This is a genomic window from Cryobacterium adonitolivorans, from assembly GCF_004402695.1.
In the GTDB taxonomy this organism is placed as follows: domain Bacteria; phylum Actinomycetota; class Actinomycetes; order Actinomycetales; family Microbacteriaceae; genus Cryobacterium; species Cryobacterium adonitolivorans.
The window spans coordinates 1-19,830 of record NZ_SOFL01000009.1; the positions used below are offsets into that span (position 1 = coordinate 1).

At 67.5% G+C, this 19,830-nt stretch carries 25 protein-coding genes, 1 tRNA gene and 2 pseudogenes; 15 read left to right on the plus strand and 13 right to left on the minus strand.

The window, feature by feature from the left end:
- Positions 1–120: 120 nt before the first annotated feature.
- Together E3O42_RS03710 and E3O42_RS03715 are read right to left on the minus strand one after the other, a co-directional pair.
- Positions 121–420: a Dabb family protein gene (locus E3O42_RS03710; RefSeq protein WP_134452590.1), complete on the minus strand. Its 300-nt coding sequence runs from the start codon at positions 418–420 to the stop codon at positions 121–123.
- Positions 417–686 (minus strand): glutaredoxin family protein, encoded by a 270-nt coding sequence (locus E3O42_RS03715; protein WP_134452591.1) that lies wholly within the window; start codon positions 684–686, stop codon positions 417–419. The genes E3O42_RS03710 and E3O42_RS03715 overlap by 4 nt, the downstream gene beginning before the upstream one ends.
- Positions 687–738: 52 nt before the next feature.
- Between E3O42_RS03715 and E3O42_RS03720 the strand changes: the two genes are divergently transcribed.
- Positions 739–1,458, plus strand: coding sequence for an HAD family hydrolase (locus E3O42_RS03720; protein WP_134452592.1), 720 nt, complete (start codon positions 739–741; stop codon positions 1,456–1,458).
- 42 nt (positions 1,459–1,500) lie between these two features.
- Here E3O42_RS03720 and E3O42_RS03725 read toward each other — a convergent pair whose 3' ends face one another.
- From E3O42_RS03725 to E3O42_RS03735, 3 genes are all read right to left on the minus strand, one after another.
- The gene (locus E3O42_RS03725; RefSeq protein WP_003792170.1) at positions 1,501–1,599 is read right to left on the minus strand and encodes a 30S ribosomal protein bS22; all 99 of its coding nucleotides are present in this window, start codon (positions 1,597–1,599) and stop codon (positions 1,501–1,503) included.
- Between the two features lie 60 nt (positions 1,600–1,659).
- Positions 1,660–1,893 (minus strand): helix-turn-helix domain-containing protein, encoded by a 234-nt coding sequence (locus tag E3O42_RS03730; RefSeq protein ID WP_134452593.1) that lies wholly within the window; start codon positions 1,891–1,893, stop codon positions 1,660–1,662.
- A 64-nt stretch (positions 1,894–1,957) separates the two neighbouring features.
- Positions 1,958–2,416, minus strand: a complete 459-nt coding sequence (locus tag E3O42_RS03735) for an ArsR/SmtB family transcription factor (RefSeq protein WP_134452594.1) — start codon at positions 2,414–2,416, stop codon at positions 1,958–1,960.
- 76 nt (positions 2,417–2,492) lie between these two features.
- Here E3O42_RS03735 and E3O42_RS18890 point away from each other — a divergent pair, with 76 nt between their 5' ends.
- The 3 genes and pseudogenes from E3O42_RS18890 to E3O42_RS03745 form a co-directional block, all read left to right on the plus strand.
- On the plus strand, positions 2,493–2,765 hold the full coding sequence (locus tag E3O42_RS18890; protein ID WP_420897854.1) for a hypothetical protein: 273 nt from the start codon (positions 2,493–2,495) through the stop codon (positions 2,763–2,765).
- A 21-nt stretch (positions 2,766–2,786) separates the two neighbouring features.
- A complete protein-coding gene (locus E3O42_RS18895; protein WP_420897855.1) occupies positions 2,787–3,053 on the plus strand; it encodes a hypothetical protein in 267 nt (88 codons plus the stop codon).
- Between the two features lie 22 nt (positions 3,054–3,075).
- Positions 3,076–3,486, plus strand: a pseudogene (locus tag E3O42_RS03745) (potassium channel family protein); the annotation flags it as partial.
- Positions 3,487–3,606: 120 nt separating this feature from the next.
- On the opposite strand, the gene proC reads toward E3O42_RS03745, so the two are convergent.
- Positions 3,607–4,455 (minus strand): pyrroline-5-carboxylate reductase, encoded by an 849-nt coding sequence (gene proC, locus E3O42_RS03750; protein ID WP_134452596.1) that lies wholly within the window; start codon positions 4,453–4,455, stop codon positions 3,607–3,609.
- A gap of 83 nt (positions 4,456–4,538) precedes the next feature.
- Here proC and E3O42_RS03755 point away from each other — a divergent pair, with 83 nt between their 5' ends.
- Positions 4,539–5,501: a cation diffusion facilitator family transporter gene (locus tag E3O42_RS03755; protein ID WP_134452597.1), complete on the plus strand. Its 963-nt coding sequence runs from the start codon at positions 4,539–4,541 to the stop codon at positions 5,499–5,501.
- Positions 5,502–5,511: 10 nt separating this feature from the next.
- Positions 5,512–6,243, plus strand: a complete 732-nt coding sequence (locus E3O42_RS03760) for a glutamine amidotransferase-related protein (RefSeq protein WP_134452598.1) — start codon at positions 5,512–5,514, stop codon at positions 6,241–6,243.
- Here the strand turns inward: E3O42_RS03760 and tadA are convergent.
- The gene (tadA, locus tag E3O42_RS03765; protein ID WP_255454918.1) at positions 6,185–6,700 is read right to left on the minus strand and encodes a tRNA adenosine(34) deaminase TadA; all 516 of its coding nucleotides are present in this window, start codon (positions 6,698–6,700) and stop codon (positions 6,185–6,187) included. The genes E3O42_RS03760 and tadA overlap by 59 nt on opposite strands.
- A gap of 42 nt (positions 6,701–6,742) precedes the next feature.
- Here tadA and upp point away from each other — a divergent pair, with 42 nt between their 5' ends.
- The 3 genes from upp (at position 6,743) to E3O42_RS03780 (ending at position 9,626) form a co-directional block, all read left to right on the plus strand.
- Positions 6,743–7,375: a uracil phosphoribosyltransferase gene (gene upp / locus E3O42_RS03770; protein ID WP_134452599.1), complete on the plus strand. Its 633-nt coding sequence runs from the start codon at positions 6,743–6,745 to the stop codon at positions 7,373–7,375.
- 590 nt (positions 7,376–7,965) lie between these two features.
- Positions 7,966–8,676 carry a winged helix-turn-helix domain-containing protein gene (locus tag E3O42_RS03775; protein WP_134452600.1) on the plus strand — a complete coding sequence of 237 codons (711 nt, stop codon included), beginning with the start codon at positions 7,966–7,968 and terminating at the stop codon, positions 8,674–8,676.
- 548 nt (positions 8,677–9,224) lie between these two features.
- Positions 9,225–9,626, plus strand: coding sequence for a RidA family protein (locus E3O42_RS03780; protein WP_134452601.1), 402 nt, complete (start codon positions 9,225–9,227; stop codon positions 9,624–9,626).
- A gap of 143 nt (positions 9,627–9,769) precedes the next feature.
- Here the strand turns inward: E3O42_RS03780 and E3O42_RS18705 are convergent.
- Together E3O42_RS18705 and E3O42_RS03790 are read right to left on the minus strand one after the other, a co-directional pair.
- A pseudogene (locus tag E3O42_RS18705) lies at positions 9,770–10,231 on the minus strand (DedA family protein); the annotation flags it as partial.
- Positions 10,232–10,445: 214 nt separating this feature from the next.
- On the minus strand, positions 10,446–11,387 hold the full coding sequence (locus E3O42_RS03790) for a diacylglycerol/lipid kinase family protein (protein WP_134452602.1): 942 nt from the start codon (positions 11,385–11,387) through the stop codon (positions 10,446–10,448).
- A 129-nt stretch (positions 11,388–11,516) separates the two neighbouring features.
- On the opposite strand from E3O42_RS03790, the gene E3O42_RS03795 reads away from it, so the two are divergent.
- From E3O42_RS03795 to E3O42_RS03805, 3 genes are all read left to right on the plus strand, one after another.
- Entirely contained in the window at positions 11,517–11,963 is a 447-nt protein-coding gene (locus E3O42_RS03795) for a MarR family winged helix-turn-helix transcriptional regulator (RefSeq protein ID WP_134452603.1), read from the plus strand.
- 246 nt (positions 11,964–12,209) lie between these two features.
- A complete protein-coding gene (locus tag E3O42_RS03800; RefSeq protein WP_134452604.1) occupies positions 12,210–12,395 on the plus strand; it encodes a DUF1918 domain-containing protein in 186 nt (61 codons plus the stop codon).
- Positions 12,396–12,492: 97 nt separating this feature from the next.
- Positions 12,493–13,113, plus strand: a complete 621-nt coding sequence (locus E3O42_RS03805; protein WP_134452605.1) for an NUDIX hydrolase — start codon at positions 12,493–12,495, stop codon at positions 13,111–13,113.
- Between the two features lie 67 nt (positions 13,114–13,180).
- Here the strand turns inward: E3O42_RS03805 and E3O42_RS03810 are convergent.
- The 3 genes from E3O42_RS03810 to E3O42_RS03820 form a co-directional block, all read right to left on the minus strand.
- Positions 13,181–13,253: transfer RNA gene (locus E3O42_RS03810), tRNA-Arg, on the minus strand.
- Positions 13,254–13,305: 52 nt separating this feature from the next.
- Entirely contained in the window at positions 13,306–13,713 is a 408-nt protein-coding gene (locus E3O42_RS03815; protein WP_134452606.1) for an MmcQ/YjbR family DNA-binding protein, read from the minus strand.
- Between the two features lie 2 nt (positions 13,714–13,715).
- Complete coding sequence (locus E3O42_RS03820; protein WP_241984616.1) at positions 13,716–15,101, minus strand: MFS transporter; 1,386 nt, start codon at positions 15,099–15,101, stop codon at positions 13,716–13,718.
- Between the two features lie 498 nt (positions 15,102–15,599).
- On the opposite strand from E3O42_RS03820, the gene E3O42_RS03825 reads away from it, so the two are divergent.
- From E3O42_RS03825 to E3O42_RS03835, 3 genes are all read left to right on the plus strand, one after another.
- Positions 15,600–16,802: an MFS transporter gene (locus E3O42_RS03825; protein WP_134452608.1), complete on the plus strand. Its 1,203-nt coding sequence runs from the start codon at positions 15,600–15,602 to the stop codon at positions 16,800–16,802.
- 87 nt (positions 16,803–16,889) lie between these two features.
- Positions 16,890–17,627: a flavodoxin family protein gene (locus E3O42_RS03830; RefSeq protein WP_134452609.1), complete on the plus strand. Its 738-nt coding sequence runs from the start codon at positions 16,890–16,892 to the stop codon at positions 17,625–17,627.
- Between the two features lie 47 nt (positions 17,628–17,674).
- Positions 17,675–19,264, plus strand: a complete 1,590-nt coding sequence (locus tag E3O42_RS03835) for a carboxylesterase/lipase family protein (RefSeq protein ID WP_134452610.1) — start codon at positions 17,675–17,677, stop codon at positions 19,262–19,264.
- A gap of 20 nt (positions 19,265–19,284) precedes the next feature.
- Here the strand turns inward: E3O42_RS03835 and E3O42_RS03840 are convergent, their stop codons facing one another.
- Positions 19,285–19,728: a winged helix-turn-helix transcriptional regulator gene (locus E3O42_RS03840; protein WP_134452611.1), complete on the minus strand. Its 444-nt coding sequence runs from the start codon at positions 19,726–19,728 to the stop codon at positions 19,285–19,287.
- Between the last annotated feature and the right edge of the window lie 102 nt (positions 19,729–19,830).

Here is a 19,830-nt window from a genome sequence, read left to right on the forward strand (position 1 = left end):
ACCGACGCCGTCGCCGACCAGCTCCTCGTAGGCATCGCAACCATCACCGTCAACACCAAGTAACACCCACAACACACCAAAAACGGCCGAGCCCCGCTCGGCCGTTTTTGTGTGCGCGGACTAGACGAGCAGGTCGACAGCCATCCGCTCTGCGGTGACCGAGCGCACGTAGGCGCCCGCGGTGACGTGGGCCGGATGCACCTGGTAACGGCCCAGCGCCGCCTCGTCGTCGAACTCGGCAACGAGGGCGATGTCCCAGTTGGCGCCGCCGACCACGTCGGGGCCGATGCGGAGCGAGCGGATCTCGTCGACCACACCGACGAGAGCGCCGAGCCGGGCCGCCATCTGGTCGGCGTGCTCGGCCTTCTCGGCGGGTTCCGTGGCCGTCAGCTTCCACGACACGATATGCAGAATGGTCATCGAACCTCCAGCAGGGCGGTGTGCAGGCGTGCCGGGTCGATACGCCAGTAGTTGTGCACCAGGCCGTTGATGAGCAGCACCGGGATGTCTTCGACGTAGAGCTCGTGCAGCTCAGGGTCGTCGAGAATCGACTTCTGCTCGAGCACCACGACCGGGGAGCCTGGTTCGGCCGCCAGCTCTGTCAGCACCGTGGTGACCACGGCTAAGGCATCGTCGCAGAGGTGGCATCCCGGCTTGCCGATCAGGGTCAGGTTCGCGGTGGACATGCCCCCAGCCTAGGCCTCCGCCGTGCGGTGACCCTGAGTAGACTCAGGCGAAATGTCCGACGAATCCGGCCCCCGCGCAATCGCGTTCTTCGACGTGGACAACACGCTGCTCCGCGGTGCGAGCCTCTACCACCTGGGCGTCGGCGCCTGGCGGAGGCAATTCATTTCCCTCGCCGACATCCTCTCGTTCGGCTGGAATCAGACCCGGTTCCTGTATATCGGCGAAAACGGTGTCAATATCCCCCGGCTCCGGTTGCGCGCCATGGACATCATCACCGGGCACACCAGGGACGAACTCGTCTCCCTCAGCCACGATATCTTCGACAGCCGGCTCATCCATCGGCTCTGGCCGGAAACGGTCGCCGTGGCGCACGCTCACCTCACGGCGGGGCGCGAGGTGTGGCTGGTCACGGCCACTGCCCAGGAGGTCGCCGACGTCATCGCGGAACGCCTGGACCTCACCGGCGCGCTCGGCACCAAGCTGGCCACCGTCGATGGCATCTTCACGGGTCAGCTCATCGACGGCATCTGCCACGGCAGCCGCAAGGCCGTCGTCGCTCGCGAGGTCGCCGAGGCGCGCGGTATCGACCTGGCGCTTTGTTGGGCATACTCCGATTCGCACAACGACATTCCGTTGCTCGAACTTGTGGGCAACCCGGTTGCCGTGAATCCGGACACCACGCTGCGGCGATATGCGCTGGCGCGCGGCTGGCCGATCATGCACATGAAAATCGCCCAAATCAAGGCCGCCCGCGCAAGCAAAAAGCGCTAGGTCAATGACCTAGCGCTTTTTCAGGTAAACGGTCGAGACCGTCTACTTCTTATTACGACGCTGGTGGCGAGTCTTACGAAGCAGCTTGCGGTGCTTCTTCTTCGCCATACGCTTGCGTCGCTTCTTGATTACAGAACCCACACGGACCTCACAAAGATTTGGTTTAGCCGCGGGATTCGCGACCGACACGAAAACCCCATTCTAACGGATAAAGAAAGTCCCGTCCGACTCACTTCCACCGAGAGTGGGTTTGATTGCCCTCAGGACGGCCGATTCGGGCACCCGAAATGAGCGTCCGAAGCGGATGGCGGGCAACTCACCGGCGTGCACCATGCGGTACACAGTCATTCTGGACACCCGCATGACCCCGGCGACTTCGGCGACCGTGAGGAAGCGCAGATCGTCGAGTCGTGGGTCGGAAAGCTCGCGTGACATGGCGCCTCCCTTGCTTTCGACTGGTGAGTGTGCCCGTCACTGTAAAGCGAAGCCCGGCTGCCCGCTAGTCGCCTTTGCGCCACTTCTTGACGCTCTTCTTCACACCGGAGTCCTTGACCGCGTGCTGCATCTGGAAGGAGGTGTCCGCGAAAGCCTTACCGATCGCCGCCGCAAAGGCACGCTGCTCATCCTTGAGGATCTCGGTGTCGTCGACGGCACCCGCGAGAACGGCGCCCACGTCGATGCTGAGGAACGGGATCAGCCAATCCTCGATCTCCTCGAGCGGGGCATAGTCGAGGTGGTAGTACCGGTGCTGGCCCTCTTCTCGCACACCGACCAACCCGGCCTCGCGCAGCACCTTGAGGTGCTTGGACACCGTGGGCTGGCTCAACCCGAGCGCACTGACGATGTCGGAGACACTCAACTCCCCCTGGGCGGCGCTGGATTGGTTGTAGCGCTCGAGGAGAATGCGTAAGATATCGCGTCGGGTCGAGTCCGCCACTACGCCAAAGATGTCTGCCATGCCCCAAGGCTAGTCATTCCGGGTGAGGGTGCTACGACAAGTTGTCAGCGACCCCAGTCCAGGCAACGGGCTTCGAGTGAAAACGCAGGCCCCCAACGTGCGGTTCGCGCAACATTCGAACACTGTGCATGGGCGCATCCGGGACTCGGTCGACGGCCTGGTGCGCAATTCCCCATCCAGGTTCGCGCTGCTCGTCTTCACCGCGCTGATCCTGCTCTTCACCCTGCTGTTCTCCCTGCCGATCGCCTCGGCGGGCGACACCGAAACCCCGCTCCACGACGCCGTCTTCACCGCGGTGTCGGTAATCTGCGTCACCGGCCTCAGCACGGTCGACATGGCCACGCACTGATCACCATTCGGCAATGCGCTAGTGGTCATCGGTGTCAACATCGGCGGCGTCGGCGTGTTGACGCTGGCCTCCCTGATGGGCCTGGTCATCTCCCGCCGGCTCGGCCTGCGCGCGAAACTCATGGCGGCCAGCGACTCGAACCCGTCGCGCATCCACATGGGCCCTGTTGTGCTGGCAGCGACCATGTTCATGGGCCGGGTTGGTACAGTGACCCTCGCGGCGGCGCTGGCAGCGAGCCAGAGCAGACAGTTGTTCAGACGCCCCGAGGAGAGGCCCATGGTTGGTTGACCGGATCAAGTAGAAAGCTCCCGTGCTCATCATCGGCCTGGGCCGCTTCGGTGCAGCGACGGCGGGCAAACTCGACAGGCTGGGCCGCGAAGTGCTCGCCGTCGACAGCGGCGAGGCCCTGGTACAGAAGTGGTCAGAGCGCATCACGCACGCCGTTCAGGCCGACGCCAAGTCGATCGACGCGCTGCGCCAGATCGGAGCGCAGGATTTCTCGGTCGCGGTCTGCGCCTTCGGATCCTCGGTCGAGGCCAGCGTGCTGATCGTCGCGAACCTCGTCGACCTCAACATCCCGCAGATCTGGGCCAAGGCCATCTCACAGACACACGGCAAGATCCTCGAGCGCATCGGCGCCAACCACGTGATCTACCCCGAAGCCGATTCCGGCGAGCGCGTCGCCCACCTGGTTTCGGGGCGGATGCTGGACTTCATCGAGTCGCCGGCACCGAGGGCGACATCGAGCGGTTCGCCGCCCTCGGCACCTGAGCCGCGCACGAGGCATTCGCTGGTTGAGCTTGTCGAAACCTGGTGACAGGGCCCCGGCGCCGACGTGAGCTTAGGAGGCGGCGAGTTCCCGGGCCCGCGCGAGCGCGGCATCCGTCGCCCGGTCGAACAGGCCCTTGACGTCGCCGGTCTCGAGCTGCTGCACGGCCCGTTCCGTGGTGCCCTTGGGGCTGGTCACCTGGCGGCGCAGCTCGGAGGGGTCTAGGTCGGACACAGCCAGCAGGGCGCTCGCGCCGAGGAAGGTGCCGTTAACCATGATCGCCGCCTCCGCCGGGGTGAATCCCTTGTCGATGGCCGTCAGCGTGAGCTGTTCGATGAGGTAGAAGACGTAGGCGGGCCCCGATCCCGAAATGGTACTCAGAGCGTCGATTTTGTCTTCGGGCACCACGAGCACCTCGCCGACGGTCTCGAACAGCGCGGTCGCCAGCTCCATCTGGGCCGCCGAGGAACGGGTTCCGGCGCTGAGCCCGGTGACGGCCATGCCCACGACGGCGGGGGTGTTCGGCATCGACCGGATCACGGCCACCTCGTGCGGCAGCTGCTTTTCGAAGGTGGCGATGGTGACGCCGGCGGCCACACTCACGATGAGAGTGCCGGGCTCGAGGCTGTCGGCGATTTCGGCAAGCAGATCGGGCACCATCGCGGGCTTGACGGCCACGATCACGATGCCGGCACCGGCCACCGCGAGGCGGTTGGCGTTCGGCTCGGTCTCGGTCGCCCACGCGGTCACCCCGGCGGTGCCGGCGAGCTCGGCGGCCTTGGCCGCTGACCGGTTGGTGGTGCGGATGCCGCCCTCCACAGTGACGGTGGGCTTGAGCAGTCCGGCCAGGACGGCCCTGGCCATCGATCCGGCGCCCAGGAAGGCGATGGCAGGCAGGGTGACGGGTGCGGTCGAAGTCATCCCCCCAGTGTAGTTTTTCGCGCCGGTCCCGCTCGGAGGCATCTGGACGTTCGGGAAGAAGAGACGGTTCTAGGATTGTGGTCATGAGCGCATCAGGCGGAAACAAGGCGATTGTGGCGGCACTGCTGGCCAATCTCGGCATTGCAATCACCAAGTTCATCGCGTGGTTCGTCTCGGGGTCGTCCTCGATGCTGGCCGAGGGCGTGCACTCGCTGGCGGACTCCGGCAACCAGATCCTGTTGTTGATCGGCGGACGCAAGGCGAAGAAGGCCGCGGACACCGACCATCCGTTCGGCTACGGACGCGAACGCTACGTCTACGCCTTCGTGGTGTCGATCATCCTGTTCTCCGTCGGCGGTGTGTTCTCGATCTACGAGGGCATCGAAAAGCTGCAGCACCCGCACGAACTCGAGAACGCCTGGCTCCCGATCCTGGTGCTCATCGTCGCGATCGGCCTCGAGTCGTTCTCGCTGCGCACCGCGGTGAAAGAGTCGAACCACAGCCGCAAGAACGAGAGCTGGGTGCAGTTCATCCGCCACGCCAAGGCCCCGGAACTTCCCGTTGTGCTGCTCGAGGACGTCGCGGCCCTGACCGGGCTGGTGCTGGCGTTGAGCGGCGTGGGCCTGACCGTGCTCACCGGCGACGCCACCTGGGACGCCATCGGCACCCTCGCGATCGGCGTGCTGCTCGTGCTGGTCGCCATCGTGCTGGGCGTCGAGACCAAGAGCCTGCTGGTGGGCGAGGGCGCCAACGTGAAGGATGTCGACGCCATCAGGGCCGCGATCCTCGCCGGTCCGGAGACCAAGAACCTCATCCACCTCAAGACCCTCTACCTAGGCCCCGACGAGCTGCTGGTGGCCGCCAAGCTGTCCTTCGATTCGACCCAGCGCTTCTCCGACGTGGCCGCCGGCATCGATGCCGTCGAGGTTCGCATCCGCGCGGCCGTGCCGAGCGCCCGAGTGATCTACCTGGAGCCCGACGTCTACATCGACCCGGCCACCGTCAGCCCGCCCACGGATGCGATCTTCATCAAGGGCCTTGAGTAAGGATGACCGCGTGAGCCGCATCGCCCTCGTACTGCGGCACGCCGACGAGATCCATCTGGGCAACCTGGAGCAGGTGCTCCTCGAGCACGGGTACACGGTTCGTTATGTCGACACCCTCGGCGTGGACGGCGTGCGGGACATCGACCCGGCCGAGGCTGACCTGCTCGTGGTGCTCGGCGGCGAAATGGGCGTCTATGAGTCCGACCGATTTCCGGTGCTCACCGACGAGATCGCCCTGCTCACCAACCGGCTCGGGGCACGCCGGCCCGTCTTCGGAGTGTGCCTGGGCGCCCAGCTCATGGCCAGCGCCCTCGGCTCCACGGTCTACCGGGGCCCGAGCAACGAAATCGGGTATCGCCTGGTCGAGCCCACCGCGGCCGGCCAGGACGGGCCATTGCGCCATGTCGCGGGCATCCCGATGATGCAGTGGCACAGCGACACCTTCGACCTGCCGGAGGGCACCACCCGGCTCGCCGGGTCCGCGGCCTACGGCAACGAGGCCTTCGCCATCGAGGACTGGGCGCTGGCCGTGCAATTCCACCCCGAGGTGACCGCCGAGATGCACGAGTCCTGGCTGAGCTCCTCCGAGGAAGAAGTTCGCGCGGAGGGCCTGGACCCCGACGCCATGCGGCAGGATCGCGCTCTGCACTCCGACACGATGCAGCTCGCGTCCCGTGCCCTGTTCAGCGAGTGGCTATCGGCCCTGCCGGACGCCGCTGCGGGTCCCCGAAGAACTCCGTGAGCAGGCGGCCGCACTCGGCCTCGTCAACCCCGGACACCACCTCGACCCGGTGGTTGAGCCGACGGTCCCGCAGCACGTCATAGAGCGAGCCGGCGGCGCCGGCCTTCTCGTCCCAGGCGCCGAAGACCACGAGGGGGATGCGGGCGGCCACGACCGCGCCGGCGCACATCACGCACGGCTCCAGGGTCACCACGAGGGTGCAGCCGGTCAGGTGCCAGTCCCTTGTCGAGGCGGCCGCCGCACGGATGGCGACAATCTCGGCGTGCAGGGTCGGGTCCTGGTGCAGTTCGCGCTCATTGCGCCCCCGGCCGATCACCCGGCCGTCTGCGTCGATCACGACAGCGCCGACTGGCACGTCGCCACTGGCCAGGGCGCCGTTCGCCTCGCGCAGGGCCAGCCTCATCCAGGCCGCGTGTTCGTCGCTATGCCGCACCACGTCACCTTCGTTTCCGACCACCCACGAGAGCCGGATGCCCGTGTGAGCTAGTAGATTGAGCCTATGCGAGTCCACGTAGCCGACCATCCGCTCATCACCCACAAGCTCACCGTGCTGCGTGATCAAAGCACCTCGTCACCGATGTTCCGGGCGCTGGTGGAAGAGCTGATGACGCTGCTGGCCTACGAGGGTACCCGCGGTGTTCGCGTTGAGGAAGTCACCGTGCAGACGCCGGTCTCCCTCGCCAAGGGCGTGAAAATCAGCGACCCGAAGCCGCTCGTGGTGCCCATCCTTCGCGCGGGCCTGGGCATGCTCGAGGGCATGGTCAAGCTCCTCCCCACCGCCGAGGTCGGTTTCCTGGGTATGGCACGTAACGAAGAGACCCTGCAGCCGACGACCTATGCGGAGCGACTGCCGGACGACCTGTCCGACCGTCAGTGTTTTGTGCTCGACCCGATGCTGGCCACCGGCGGCTCGCTGATCGCGGCCATCGAGTTCCTCTTCGCCCGCGGCGCCGTTGATGTCACTGCCATCTGCATCCTGGCCGCCCCCGAAGGCCTCGCCGCCGTCGAGGCCGCACTGGCCGGCCGTGAGGTCACCATCGTCCTGGGTGCCGTCGACGAACGCCTCGACGAGCACGGCTACATCGTGCCCGGCCTCGGCGACGCCGGCGACAGGCTCTACGGCCTGGTCTGATCCGACCCGGTCTGATCCGGCTCGATCTGAGCCGCGGCCGCGGGCGTCGTCACATTCGGCGCGCCCGCCGCACGCAGATCCTGCGACGGGCGACGCGCCGATCGCAGTTGAATTCACAAAACTTTGAAATAGTCCGTTCTGCGGCGGATTTCTTTGATGAATTGCTTTTTTGTGCGAGATCCTCCGATTTCGCACAATCCCCGTGAACGTGGTGCAGGTTACCCAGCACGGTCCGTCGTAACTGAATTGACACAACTCGTCACAGTCGGCTTTACTCGCATTTATGACTTCCACCACACGCATCCCGACCTCCGCCGAGGCTTTGGGGACTGCCGGCATGATGATGCCCGGCAGTGTTATGGCGTGTTGCCGAATGTGCCGTTAGACCAGACAGGCATTCGCGCCGAGTCGTTCGCCCCTCACCCGCTGAGCTGCAGCCACTGAGGACGCCGCCACAGCGGTAGACCGATTCCAGGGCCCTCGCTACCGAGGCCGCCCGAACCACCGGCCACAACGGCCGCCCTTTCTCGAACCCATGAGCGCAGATGCGCCGGGTTCTCTGCGCATCATCACCCCCAAGGATTCCGATCATGTCACTTGCACACATCGACTCAGCCCGCTCCGTCCAGTCCTACCGCCCCGAGCTCACCCTGGCCCCGGCGCCCGCACCGGCCACCCCGCGCATCCGCGCCGTACCGGACGGCAGCCAGGCCCGTGGCTTTGTGCTCTACGTCGGCATAGACGAGGCCAAGGCCGCCGCGGCCGGCACGAGCCTGCACCGCATCGTCGAGGAGCTCAAGAAGCTAACCCAGGCGATCGCCCCTTCCTCCGAGACGCACGCCGCCGTAGCCCTGGCACCCGACGGCATCGGCGGCCGTGACGTGGACGTTGTGCGCCTGGCCCTGCAGGACCCGGCCGCCCTCGCCAAGCGCCGCACCACGACCGAAGACGCGGACCGTGCGCCCGGCGGAGTGGTCGTTGACATCTCCCGCAAGCGCGTGATCCTCGACAACGAGACCGCCGCACTCACCTACAAGGAGTTCGAGCTGCTGCAGTACCTGGTGCTGCGCGAGGGACGCACCATCGAGCGCGCCGAGCTCATCGCCAAGCTGTGGGACGCCGAGAGCGAAGAGGATGCCCCGAACGAGCGCACCATCGACGTGCACGTTCGTCGCCTGCGCGCCAAGCTGGGCCGCTACGAAGACATCGTGCGCACGGTGCGTGGCGTGGGCTACCGCTTCGACCGTCACGCCGACGTGTCGATCCGCCAGGCCAGCACGCCCAGCCCCGACCGCTTCTGACCGTCGCGCGGGCCCGCTCGTCGAGTCGCGCCCGATCGTCGGGTCGCGCCCGATCGTTGGTCGAGCATGTCGAGACCTTGTGACGTGCGTGTTGTCGCACCCGTCGTTGCGTTCACAGGTCGACTCGCGGGGTCTCGACAAGCTCGACCAACAGGGATGGTTGCGTTCGCGAGGCTGTCAAGCTCGTTCGACGGGACGGGCAGCCTCGAGACCCGGCCACACCTACCGGCGGTTAACGTGATTGAGGGCCGGTCGTAGAGGCAAACGACCGACCCTCTTCCCTTGCACCAAGAGTGTCCTGCAATCACATTCGCGTCTTCCGCCACAGCAAACGGTTGACGCACTACGAATATATAACGAAGAGGTAACGGAGCGCCAGTTATCCAATCGTTATTTTCCTGCGAGTTCACCTAGCGTCCCTGTGGACGCCGGAATGTGCCCGGTGCGCTGGCCCCTCCCGAGACCTCCGCACCGCTGGCGGCGTAGCGTGGCGTCATAACGCGCGCGCACCGATTGCTCGATGCGGGGCCTAGGACGAAGGAGACACCGTGGACATCATCCGCTTGCAACCTGCCGGACTCGTCGTGAGCCCGGCGTTCAGTCACGTCGCGATCGTTCCCGCCGGCGCCACAACCATCTACGTGGGCGGCCAGAACGGCATTGACGACACCGGCACGGTCGTCTCGACCGACATCGGCGAGCAATCCAGCCGAGCGATCGACAACGTGGTTGTCGCGCTCGGAGCGGCAGGCGCATCCCTCAAGGACGTCGTGCAGTGGACGGTGCTGATCGCCGCGGATGCCGATCTCGGCGCCGCCTACGGCGCCATCGCACCGCGGCTCGCGGGGCCCGGCGCCCCGCCGCTGGTGACCGCGGCCAGGGTCGCGGGGCTCGGGGTGTCGGGAGCCCTCATCGAAGTGAGCGTGATCGCGGCCGTGCTGCCGTCGTAGGACCGGCTGTCGCGATGCCGGCGGGCCCTCCTGACTACGGAATCGATGATCACGCCTCCGGCGAGCGCGACCACCACAGCCACCACAGCGCCCAAAACGGGTTGGTCCCGCAGCCGGGCGCCTGCGAAGACACCGACGAGAACCGAGTAGCCGGCCCATGCTGCCCCGGACACGGCGCTGAGCGGCACGAAACGGCGTCGGGGAAACCCGCTCGAGCCGGCCATGACGTTCACCGCGACGCGACCGACCGGTACGAATCGAGCCGTGAGGATGACGGACGCCGCCCGCCGGTCGAGAGAGGCACGAGCACGGTCGAGCAGTCTGGCCGCCCTTGGGCCGCGGGTCCAGCGGAAACGATCGAGGTCTACCCGGCAGCCGACGGAGAAGGCAAGGTTGTCGCCGACGAACGAGCCGATCGCCGCCACGAGTAACACCGCCCAGGGGCTCGGGGTCCCAGTGGCCATCCCGATCGCGGCGACGGCCACCACGACGGGTTCGCTGGGAATGGGCGGAAAGAACCCGTCGAGTGCCACCAGCAGCAGAACGGCGACAAGGACGAAGGGGGATGCCGCCCAGGTAACTATGAGCTCGTTGAGCGCCTCCATGAGATTCCGATCCGCCGGGAAGGTCACCCCAGGCGATAGCGATGGGGCGGAACTTCGTTGTCTCCGACGCTACGGACGCGCTCCGGCGCGCACTATCGAGCTGGCTCCCGAACTCGCAGGCGGGCTAACCCCACCATGCCTCTCGCCCGGATGGCCGGCTGCGGGCTTCCTCCTGATGATTGGGGACCAGGGCTCGTCGCTGGCGCAAGAGCGGCTAGCTCCGGCCGAGCCTGGCGGGGACGGGCAGCCGTACGATCAGGGCCCCCGGGTCCACCCCGAACCGGCCGGCGCGGGTCTCGCCGACGGGGTCACCGTCGATCTCGGCGAGCACCGGGCGGTCGAGCTGAAATCCGAAGTCCCGGCCAGACCACTGGCGCAGCGATGCGGCGCCGTTGCGGATTCCCGCGGCGACCTCGACCGCCACGCCCAGCCAGCCCGCGACGACGTTGGGTCGCAGCACCACCAGGTCCAGCTGTGCGTCATCGAGCTTGGCGCCGGTGGCGAGTTCGATATTGGCCACCACCGAACTGCAGTTGCACGCCAGCACCATGAGGCATTCGTGGCTCGTGTGCTCCTCACCGTCGACCGACAGGGTGACCCCGAACCCCTCGCGGAACATCGTCGCCCCGCCAGCAACGACGTAGGCGCCCCAGCCCACCTTCTTCTTGAGGCCATCATCGGTGTGTGCCATGATGTCGGCGTCCAGGCCCACTCCGCCCATCACGACGAACACCCGCTCTTCGTCGTCGTCGAAAGTCGCCAATCCCACGTCGATGGCGCGGTTCTGGCCCAGGAACGCGATCTCCAGTGCGTCGTCGAGGGAATCCACCGGGATGCCCAGGTTGCGGGCGAGTAGGTTTCCCGTGCCGCTGGGGAGCAGACCGCACGGCACCGAGGTGCCGCGCAGCACGCCGGCCACGGCCCGCACCGTGCCGTCGCCGCCCATGACGCAGACGAGATCCGGGGCATCCGCCAGAGCCGACCGGGCCGCAGCGACGCCCGAATCGTCCCTGCTTGTCTCGAACCACCGTGGCTCATCCCAGCCCAGGCGGCTCGCCGCAGCCCCCACCCGGGCCTTCGTTCCCGCAAAGTCCGGGAACTTGGTCGGATTGATGACGACGGCCACGGACCGGGTCCGGCTCAGCGAGGCATTCATACGCGCACTATAGAACGGTCTCGCTCAGCAAGCGGAAATGCGCAGGCGACCGGGCTAGGCTGCCGCGGGACGCCATGCCCATCCCATATTGTTGAACACGGGATGCCTGGGGCACGGTGAGGAGGCAACATGGTCGATCGTGCGATAGCCGTCGGCGCGTGGGAGTCACTGTTTCGCGCCCAGGTGGCCATCATGCGCAGCCTGGCCGAGGACTTCCCGTCCCGCGAGATCTCCTTCAACGAGTACGACGTGATGTTCAACCTGTCCCGCCAACCCGAACGCAGCATCCGGTTGCGGGAGCTGAACAAGCACGTGCTGCTCACCCAGCCCAGCGTGAGCCGGCTGGTCGACCGCCTGGCATCCAGGGGCTATGTGCTCAAGCACGCCGACCCCGACGACGGTCGCGGCGCCATCGTCCAGCTGACGGATCCCGGCTTCGCGCTGTTCAGGCGGGTGGCGCTGGACCACATGGGCTCGATCACGACGCGGGTGGGCGACAGCCTGAGCGACGATGAGCTCCTGCAGCTCACCTCTCTGTGCGACCGACTGCGGCTTGGACCGGACCAGCCGGCCTGAGCCGCCGCGAGTGGCGGCGAGGCAAGGGCCCTACCCCTCACCCCGCCGTGGCACTCCCTCGCAGGACTGCCCATCTCGGCCAGACGACCCGAACGCTGCCTGACTGAGAATCCAAGCCACGCGCGCGACAAAACTAAGGTTAGCTCAGTTTTGTGGCCGCTGCGGTCTGCGCGAATACTCGCTGACCAGGCGCGCCCCTGTGCAGGCGGGGACCGCGAGCGTAATCTGCCCGACAGGAGGTGCGTTATGCGCGCGACAGAGAACGACCGGATCATCATCCGAGGCAAGACCGATTCAACGCCCGATCGGCACGGTACGATTCGCGAGGTACGGGGGCCAGAGGGCGAACCGCCCTACCTGGTGTCGTTTGACGACGGCCACGAGACCCTGGTTTTTCCCGGCACCGACTTCGTCGTCGAGCACGCCCGCTGACCGGCGCAACTGTTGCCGCAACGGACAATTGCGCCCCTTGGGTTCAGGGGGTCCAATTGTCCGCCTGGGCCACAGTCTCCGGCAGCTACCCTCAGGTATGCCCAATCTCGCCCTCCGCTCCCCCACCGACGACACGCGTGCCGACGACCTGGTCCACCGGCTCCGGGCCTGGCTGCCTCTCGCACTCGGGCAGGCCCTGCTGCGCGACGAATACCTCGGCTTCGTACTCGGCTCACCCCGGGCGGCGCTGTCCCGACACGGCGGACCCGAGCACGTGACCGGGAGTTGCTTCGTCTTTACCCCGGATCTGGCGCAAGTTCTGCTGTGCTTCCACAAGAAGGGCGGGTTCTGGGTGCAACTGGGCGGCCACGTCGAGCCGGCCGACGGGTCCGTAGCCGAAACCGCCTTCCGGGAAGCCCGCGAGGAATGCGGCATCGACGACCTCGCGCCGATCGGCGACGGCATCCTGGATCTGGACCGGCACGCCCTGAGCGGCGCCTTCAGCTGCAGCGCCCACTGGGACGTGGGCTTTGCCTCGATCACCAGGCCGGAGGCCGCACCGGTGGCGAGCGATGAAAGTGACGATGTCGCGTGGTGGCCCGTGGGTGCGCTGCCGGAGAACGTGCCCCCGTTGTTCGCGCGACGCCTGGCCGGTGTGCTCGCTGAGCTTGACCATCAGCAGCGATCGGCGATGTCAGTGGCACCGGCGGCCCCGTAAGCCACGACGGCAGAAAGACCCCGGAAACGACGAAAGCGGCCCACCGAAGTGAACCGCTTTCAACCTGTGCGCCCGAAGGGATTCGAACCCCCAACCTTCTGATCCGTAGTCAGATGCTCTATCCGTTGAGCTACGGGCGCAGTGATGAATTCAGGACCGGAACCCTCGAAGACAACTTAGAAACTATAACAGCTATTTGGAGGCCTCTGGTGCGCCTGGGGCCCTCCAGCGGTCCAATTGCACCAGTTGCCGCTTGAGCGCGACCTGTCGATACGACGTCTCTACCAGTTCGCTTAGCTCTACCCAGTCGGTCTGGGGCGTGTCGAAGTCGATGGCCAGCCAGCCGGCCGGGCCGTAATACGGCGGGATGAAGAAGCGCGCATCCTGCGCGAGGGCTCGCCGCTCCTCGGGGTCGGGCTTGAAAACTATGCTGTGCGGCCGGTCCATGCTCGCGCCGGCGGTGATGAAGATCTTCTTGCCGGCGCGGAAGGTGGGCCGCCCCCAGGCGAGCACTTCGACGGCCTCGGGGAAGGCCAGGCACACCGCGCGCAGGCGCTCCAGCGCGGCATCCGGCGTGTCGAATAGCGCAGGGTGCTCCATGGTTACCCGGGCTCCCCGACGGCCGCGACCGGCGCATCCGCTGTTGGCACGGCCGTGCGGATGCCCAGCCAGGAGACGATGCCGCCCACAAACATCAGGGCGGCCACCACCACCATCGCTCGCTGGAAGCCGGCGACATCCAGGGCAGAGCCGACGATGGTGCCGGTCATGGCGATGGCGACGAGGCCGGCGACGCGGGCCACGGCGTTGTTGATCGCCGAGCCGATGCCCGCCTGGCCGGGGTGGATCGATCCGAGTACCGCCGAGGTGAGCGGTGCCACCGTGATCGCCAGGCCGAGGCCCACCAGCACGATTCCCGGCAGCACGTGCAAGGCGAAGTTGACCGGCGGCACCGCCGTGGTCACCAGGAGGAAGCCGGCGCCGGCCACGAACGGGCCGACCGTCATGAACAGCCGCGGCCCGTATCTGCCGGCCAGGGTGCCGAAGAGAGTGGCGAAAATCAGCATCATCACGGTGGCCGGGATGCCGGCGAGCCCGGCGAGGGTGGCGGAGAAGCCGCCGACCTCCTGGAGGTAGAGCGCGAAGAGGAAGAAGCCCAGGTTGAGCGCGGCGTAGATGCCGACGGTGGCGATGTTGCCCACGGCGAAGTTGCGCACCCGAAAGAGGCCCAGTGGCATCATCGGCTGCGGGGCCCGCGCCTCCCACCAGAGGAAAGCGGCGAACGCGATCAGGCCGATGGTCATCGGGAGGTAGACGACCGGGCTGTCCCAGCCGAACCGGCCCTGTTCGATCAGGGCGAAGACCGGCCCGCCCAGTCCCACCACGGCCAGGCAGGCGCCGAGCACGTCGACGCGGGCGCCGGCGGCGGGCCGGGTCGGTTCCTGCACGCGCCGCAACAGGAACATCGTGACCGCGATCGGGATGACGTTGATGAAGAAGACCAGCCGCCAGCTCACCGCATCCACCAGGATGCCGCCGAGCAGGGGGCCGGCAATGCCAGCCACCCCGGTCCAGCCGGTCCACGCGCCGATGGCCTTGCCCTGCGCGACGCCCCTGAAGACGGAGGTGATCAGGGCCAGCGAGCTCGGCACCAGCAGCGCCGCCGCCACCCCTTGGAGCAGTCGGGCGACGACGAGGATGACTCCGGTGGGTGCCAAACCGCAGGCCAGCGAGGTGATTCCGAAACAGATCAGGCCAGCGCGCAGCACCCGCACCCGGCCGAAGGTGTCGGAGAGCGACCCGGCCACCAGGATCAGCGCGCCCAGGCTGAGCAAATAGCCGTCGACCACCCACTGCTGCAGCGGCAGGCCGCCGCCGAGTTCCCGGGAGATGGCCGGCAGTGCGACGTTGATGATCGAGCCGTCCAGGAACGCCACGAATGACGACAGAATGGCCACGATCAGGATGCGCCGCTGGCTGGGAGTCACCCTCCCAGTAAACCGCACCGCACGTAGTACCGAGCGGTGGGCGAGCCGATACCGCGGCCGCCCACGTCGTTGGCAGTTGACCCGACCGACCGCCAAATTGTGCACAAATGGTGACATCTCGGTGGCCGTGTGGTGGAAGACGATGGAGCGAACTCAGGGGTTTCAACTCGGTCTACCGCTGCGCATCCTGCTCGCCGCTCGGCGGCATCGTGGACACGGTGGCACCGGTGGTGGCCGGCTGCCCACATACCAACGGCAGCCGGTCAGCGGCATGCCCGGCGCGGCAGCGGCCCATCCGGCCCGAGCATCTCACCCCACCGCGGATGTTGGACCAGCACCTCCGTCTCGCCGCACTCTATAAACACCCGCAAACCCTGCTTGCACACTGGTAGCCTCCGGGCACCGCCCTGTTGCACCGGCACCAGCCGTCTGCCGCACAATGGAGATCAGTCACTACTCCTTCGGCGGTCCCGCCACCTACGATCTGGAGCCGACCGCATGAGCGCACCGACGACCATCCGCCCTGTGGCCGGCATCCGTCGTTCCCGGGTGGCGGTGAGCGCCAGCTACGCCGCGCAGGGCTTCGGCTACGCGGTGGTTGTCACCTCGCTGCCCAATCTCAAGACCCGGCACGGCATCGACGACATCGTGGTTTCGCTCATCGTGCTGCTGGTCTGCCTCGCAGCGGCCGGAGGTTCCCTGCTGGCAGACCGGCTCGCAGTGCGCTGGGGCAGCCGGGTGGCCCTGGTGGTGGGACTGCTCCTCGAGGCCGTGGCGCTGCCGTTGATCGCCTCCCCGGTGGGGCTGCCCGCCTTCATCGCCGCGTTTGCGATCTACGGCGCGGGCCTGGGCATCGTCGACGCTGCCGGCGCCATGCAGGGCGTGCTCGTGCAGCAGCGTGCCGGCGTCTCCGTGATGGCCGGCTTCTTCGCCTGGTACACCGGCGCGGCCATCGCCGGGGCCCTGCTGATGTCGGCCGTTGCCGGCACCGCAGCCAACGCCGGCATCGCGCTGGTCGCGGGCGCCGTCGTCGCCCTCGCGATCGCCATCGTGGGGGTGCGCGGCTTCGACCCGCGGCGCACCAAGCTTCCGTCGGCCCCGGATGCGGCACGGCACGGCAAGCTGCCGCACCGCGGCATCACCGTCTTCGGCACCGTGGTGCTGGCCGCCTTCGTGGTGGACTCCGCCGTCAGTACCTGGAGCACCGTGTACCTGCACGACGTGCTGCTCACCGGCGCCGCTATCGCCCCTCTCGGCTACGCCGCGTACCAGGCCGCGATCCTGGTCACCCGTATCGGCGCCGACCGGCTGGTGCGCCGGTTCGGCCGGGTCGTGCTGGCAGTCTGCACCACGGTGCTGGCGATCCTCGGCTGCCTGGTTGTGGCGACGATGCCCGTCACCTGGGCCGCCGTTGCCGGCTTCGCACTCGCCGGCTTTGGGGTGGGCGCCCTGGTGCCTCTGGCGTTCAGCGCGGCGGGCGAACTGCACGAGGCCCGAAGCGATGAGGTGATCGCCAGGGTCAATCTGTTCAACTACGCCGGGGCCGTGCTCGGCGCCGTGCTGGTGGGCTTGCTCGCGGATTCCACCGGGCTCGCCCAGGCGTTCCTAGTGCCGATGGTGATGCTCATCCCAGTGCTGTTCCTGGCCCGGCGGTTCGCACCGCGCCAACCACGCGCCGCGGCTCCGGTGCCTGCACCCTGACCCGCGGGGCCGTGGCGCTACTGACACCCCGGCGCCCGCACCCGCACCGGCCTAGACGCTGCCCGGTGCCGGTGCTTGACTGGCCCCATGGCTCATACGACCAGAAACACCCAGGCCTCGTTTGATTATCAGGGCCTGCGCGCACTGTTCATCAATTGCACCCTCAAGCGCAGTCCGGAGATCAGCAACACCCAGGGCATCATCACTCTCAGCGCGCACCTCATGCGGGAGCAGGGTGTGCACGTCGAGGTCATCCGCGCCATCGATCACGACATCGCCACGGGCGTCTACCCCGACATGACCGAGCACGGCTGGGCGACGGATGCCTGGCCGGCACTGTTCGACAAGGTGGCGGCCGCCGACATCCTGGTGCTCGGCGGGCCTATCTGGCTCGGCGACAACAGCTCGGTCACCAAACGGGTCATCGAACGGCTCTACGCAATGTCGTCCGAGTACAACGACAAGGGCCAGTACATCTACTACGGCAAGGTGGGCGGCGCCATCATCACCGGCAATGAAGACGGCGTGAAGCACTGCGCCTCCAACGTTCTCTACAGCCTGATGCACATCGGCTACACGATTCCGCCCGCTGCGGATGCCGGCTGGATCGGCGAGATCGGGCCCGGCCCGAGCTATCTGGATGCGGGCTCCGGCGGCCCTGACAACGAGTTCACCAACCGCAACACCACGTTCATGACCTGGAACCTGATGCACCTGGCCGCGATCCTCAGGGCCAACCGCGGCATCCCCGCCTACGGCAACCTGCGCACAGAGTGGGACGCCGGCGAACGCTTCGGGTTCGAACCGAATCCGGAGTACCGCTAGGAGACGACAGGCCCCGAGCAAGCGAACCGGGGCAGGAGGGATCCACGATGTTCCGCCCTCTGCCGGAAAACGCCCCGGCGCACCAGGCACCATCCGAAGCCCAGTCCTGGCCCCTTGAGGTGCGCGTCACCGGCGGCCTGGTGCGCGGCAGTCGACCCACCGCGGGTGTGCAGACGTGGCGCGGAATCCCCTACGCGGCCCCGCCGGTCGGGCCGCTGCGGTTCTGCGCACCACAGCGGGTGATCCCGTGGACGGGCGTCCGCGACGCCACCAGATACGGCCCCGTCGCCCCGCAAGACCGGGGCACCCAGTTCAAGGGTGTCAGCCGCCGCACCCGAATGGGCGAGGACTGTCTCACCCTGAACGTGCAGCGGCCCGCCGACCAGCCGGACGAAGCCAACATGCCGGTGATGGTCTTCATCCACGGCGGCGGCTACACCGCCGGGTGCTCGCAGGACTTCACGGAGCGCAGCCAGGACATCGTGCGCAGCGGCGGCGCGGTCTACGTCGCTCTCAACTACCGGCTGGGCGCCCTCGGCTACCTCGACTTCAGCCGGTTCAGCACCCGTGACCGCACCTTTGAGAGCAATCTCGGGTTGCGGGACCAGGTCGCCGCCCTGGAATGGGTGCAGGGCAACATCCGGTCGTTCGGCGGCGACCCTGGCAACGTCACCGTGATCGGCGAGTCCGCCGGCGGCAATGCCGTGGTGACGCTGCTCGCAACGCCCACCGCCCGTGGCCTGTTCGCCCGGGCGATCGCCCAGAGCCCGCCGTCGAATGCGGCGTATTCTCCCGCCCTGGCCGGCCGCTGGGCCTCGGAGTTCATTGAGGTGCTGCGGCAGGGCCGCGCGCCGGAGCTAGCCGGCGGTCGACGGCCCGCCGCCGAACTGCTGGACACCGCCACGTGGCCCGCCCTGGTCCGTGCCGCCCTCGTTCTGCAACGGCGCACCCCGGACGTCGACCCCGGCACCTTCTGCATGGCCCCGGTCGTCGACGGGAACTTCCTGCCCGAACGCCCACTTGACGCCTTCCGGCAGGGGCACGCTCATCCGGTGCCGCTGATCATCGGCACCAACGACCGGGAAGGCTCGATGTTCCGCGGCCGGCTTGACATCCTTCCGCGGTCGATCCAGCGCATCCAGTCGCTATTCGACGAGGCCCCGCCCGGCTCACATCAGGGCATGCGGGCGGTGTACTCCGCCCTGCCGGCCCTGCGCGCCGAAGCGGACTTCAGCGGCGACTACGCCTTCTGGTTTCCCAGCGTGCAGGTCGCCGACCTGCACTCCCGGTCGGCACCGGTTTACCTCTACCGCTTCGACCTGGCCCCCCGGCTGCTGCACCTCCTGGGCTACGACGCCACCCACGGGCTCGAATTGCTCGCCCTCTCCACGTCGGGCGCCGACGGCCAGCTGCGCAAACTCACGGCCCTGGGAGGTCGGGCGAGTTTCCTGCGCACCGGTGACCGGATGCGTGCGCACTGGCTGCGCTTTGCGGCCACCGGCCTCACCGGACCAGGCTGGCCGGTGTACACGGAGGGCGATCGCCTGACCCTCATCTTCGACGAGGAGGACCGGGTGGAATCCGACCCCCGCGGCGAGCGCCGGGTGGCCTGGCTGCAGTTCCTGCCCGACCTGTAATCGACGGCGACCCCGCCGGGTCAGCGACCACCCACGATGTCGCCGGCGTTCACGCCCACCCAGCGCACCAGCGGCAGGAGATGACCGGCGAGCTCGTGGCCACGGTCGGTGAGGCTGTAGTCCACCCGGGGCGGGATGGTGGGCTGCGCGTCGCGGTGCACGAGACCGTCGGCCTCGAGGGTGCGCAGGGTCTGCGCGAGCATCTTCTCGCTGATGCCCTCGATGCCGCGGCGCAGTTCGCCCCAGCGCAAACTGGACTCGATGAGCGCCACGATCACGAGCACACCCCACTTGCTGGTGACGTGGTCGAGCACCACCCGACTGGCGCAGCCGGCCGCGAAAACGTTCGCCGCCTGCGTCTCGGTCCCGGCCGGTACCGCGTCGCCGACCAGCTGGGCAAGGCGCTCCCGCACGACTCCGTCGGCGGTGGGCGGGACGGCCGGGGTGAGCAATGCAGCGGTCATGGAAAGTAGCTTACCAAAAGGTGGGTACCTGCGGTTGGGAAGCATTAGGCGCGACAGCGGGTTGCACCGACCAGAAGGCCCGCACCCTGCGGGCCGCGAAGG

Coding starts and splice junctions, on each gene's coding strand:
- E3O42_RS03835 (WP_134452610.1), top strand. CDS start 17,675: ATGTTCCGCCCTCTGCCGGAAAACGCCCCGGCGCACCAGGCACCATCC.
- E3O42_RS03815 (WP_134452606.1), bottom strand. CDS start 13,713: ATGGAGCACCCTGCGCTATTCGACACGCCGGATGCCGCGCTGGAGCGC.
- E3O42_RS03730 (WP_134452593.1), bottom strand. CDS start 1,893: ATGTCACGCGAGCTTTCCGACCCACGACTCGACGATCTGCGCTTCCTC.
- E3O42_RS03800 (WP_134452604.1), top strand. CDS start 12,210: ATGCGCGCGACAGAGAACGACCGGATCATCATCCGAGGCAAGACCGAT.
- E3O42_RS03795 (WP_134452603.1), top strand. CDS start 11,517: ATGGTCGATCGTGCGATAGCCGTCGGCGCGTGGGAGTCACTGTTTCGC.
- E3O42_RS03755 (WP_134452597.1), top strand. CDS start 4,539: ATGAGCGCATCAGGCGGAAACAAGGCGATTGTGGCGGCACTGCTGGCC.
- upp (WP_134452599.1), top strand. CDS start 6,743: ATGCGAGTCCACGTAGCCGACCATCCGCTCATCACCCACAAGCTCACC.
- E3O42_RS03715 (WP_134452591.1), bottom strand. CDS start 686: ATGTCCACCGCGAACCTGACCCTGATCGGCAAGCCGGGATGCCACCTC.
- proC (WP_134452596.1), bottom strand. CDS start 4,455: ATGACTTCGACCGCACCCGTCACCCTGCCTGCCATCGCCTTCCTGGGC.
- E3O42_RS03775 (WP_134452600.1), top strand. CDS start 7,966: ATGTCACTTGCACACATCGACTCAGCCCGCTCCGTCCAGTCCTACCGC.
- E3O42_RS03790 (WP_134452602.1), bottom strand. CDS start 11,387: ATGAATGCCTCGCTGAGCCGGACCCGGTCCGTGGCCGTCGTCATCAAT.
- E3O42_RS03720 (WP_134452592.1), top strand. CDS start 739: ATGTCCGACGAATCCGGCCCCCGCGCAATCGCGTTCTTCGACGTGGAC.
- E3O42_RS03830 (WP_134452609.1), top strand. CDS start 16,890: ATGGCTCATACGACCAGAAACACCCAGGCCTCGTTTGATTATCAGGGC.
- E3O42_RS03840 (WP_134452611.1), bottom strand. CDS start 19,728: ATGACCGCTGCATTGCTCACCCCGGCCGTCCCGCCCACCGCCGACGGA.
- E3O42_RS03735 (WP_134452594.1), bottom strand. CDS start 2,416: ATGGCAGACATCTTTGGCGTAGTGGCGGACTCGACCCGACGCGATATC.
- E3O42_RS03805 (WP_134452605.1), top strand. CDS start 12,493: ATGCCCAATCTCGCCCTCCGCTCCCCCACCGACGACACGCGTGCCGAC.
- E3O42_RS03825 (WP_134452608.1), top strand. CDS start 15,600: ATGAGCGCACCGACGACCATCCGCCCTGTGGCCGGCATCCGTCGTTCC.
- E3O42_RS03710 (WP_134452590.1), bottom strand. CDS start 420: ATGACCATTCTGCATATCGTGTCGTGGAAGCTGACGGCCACGGAACCC.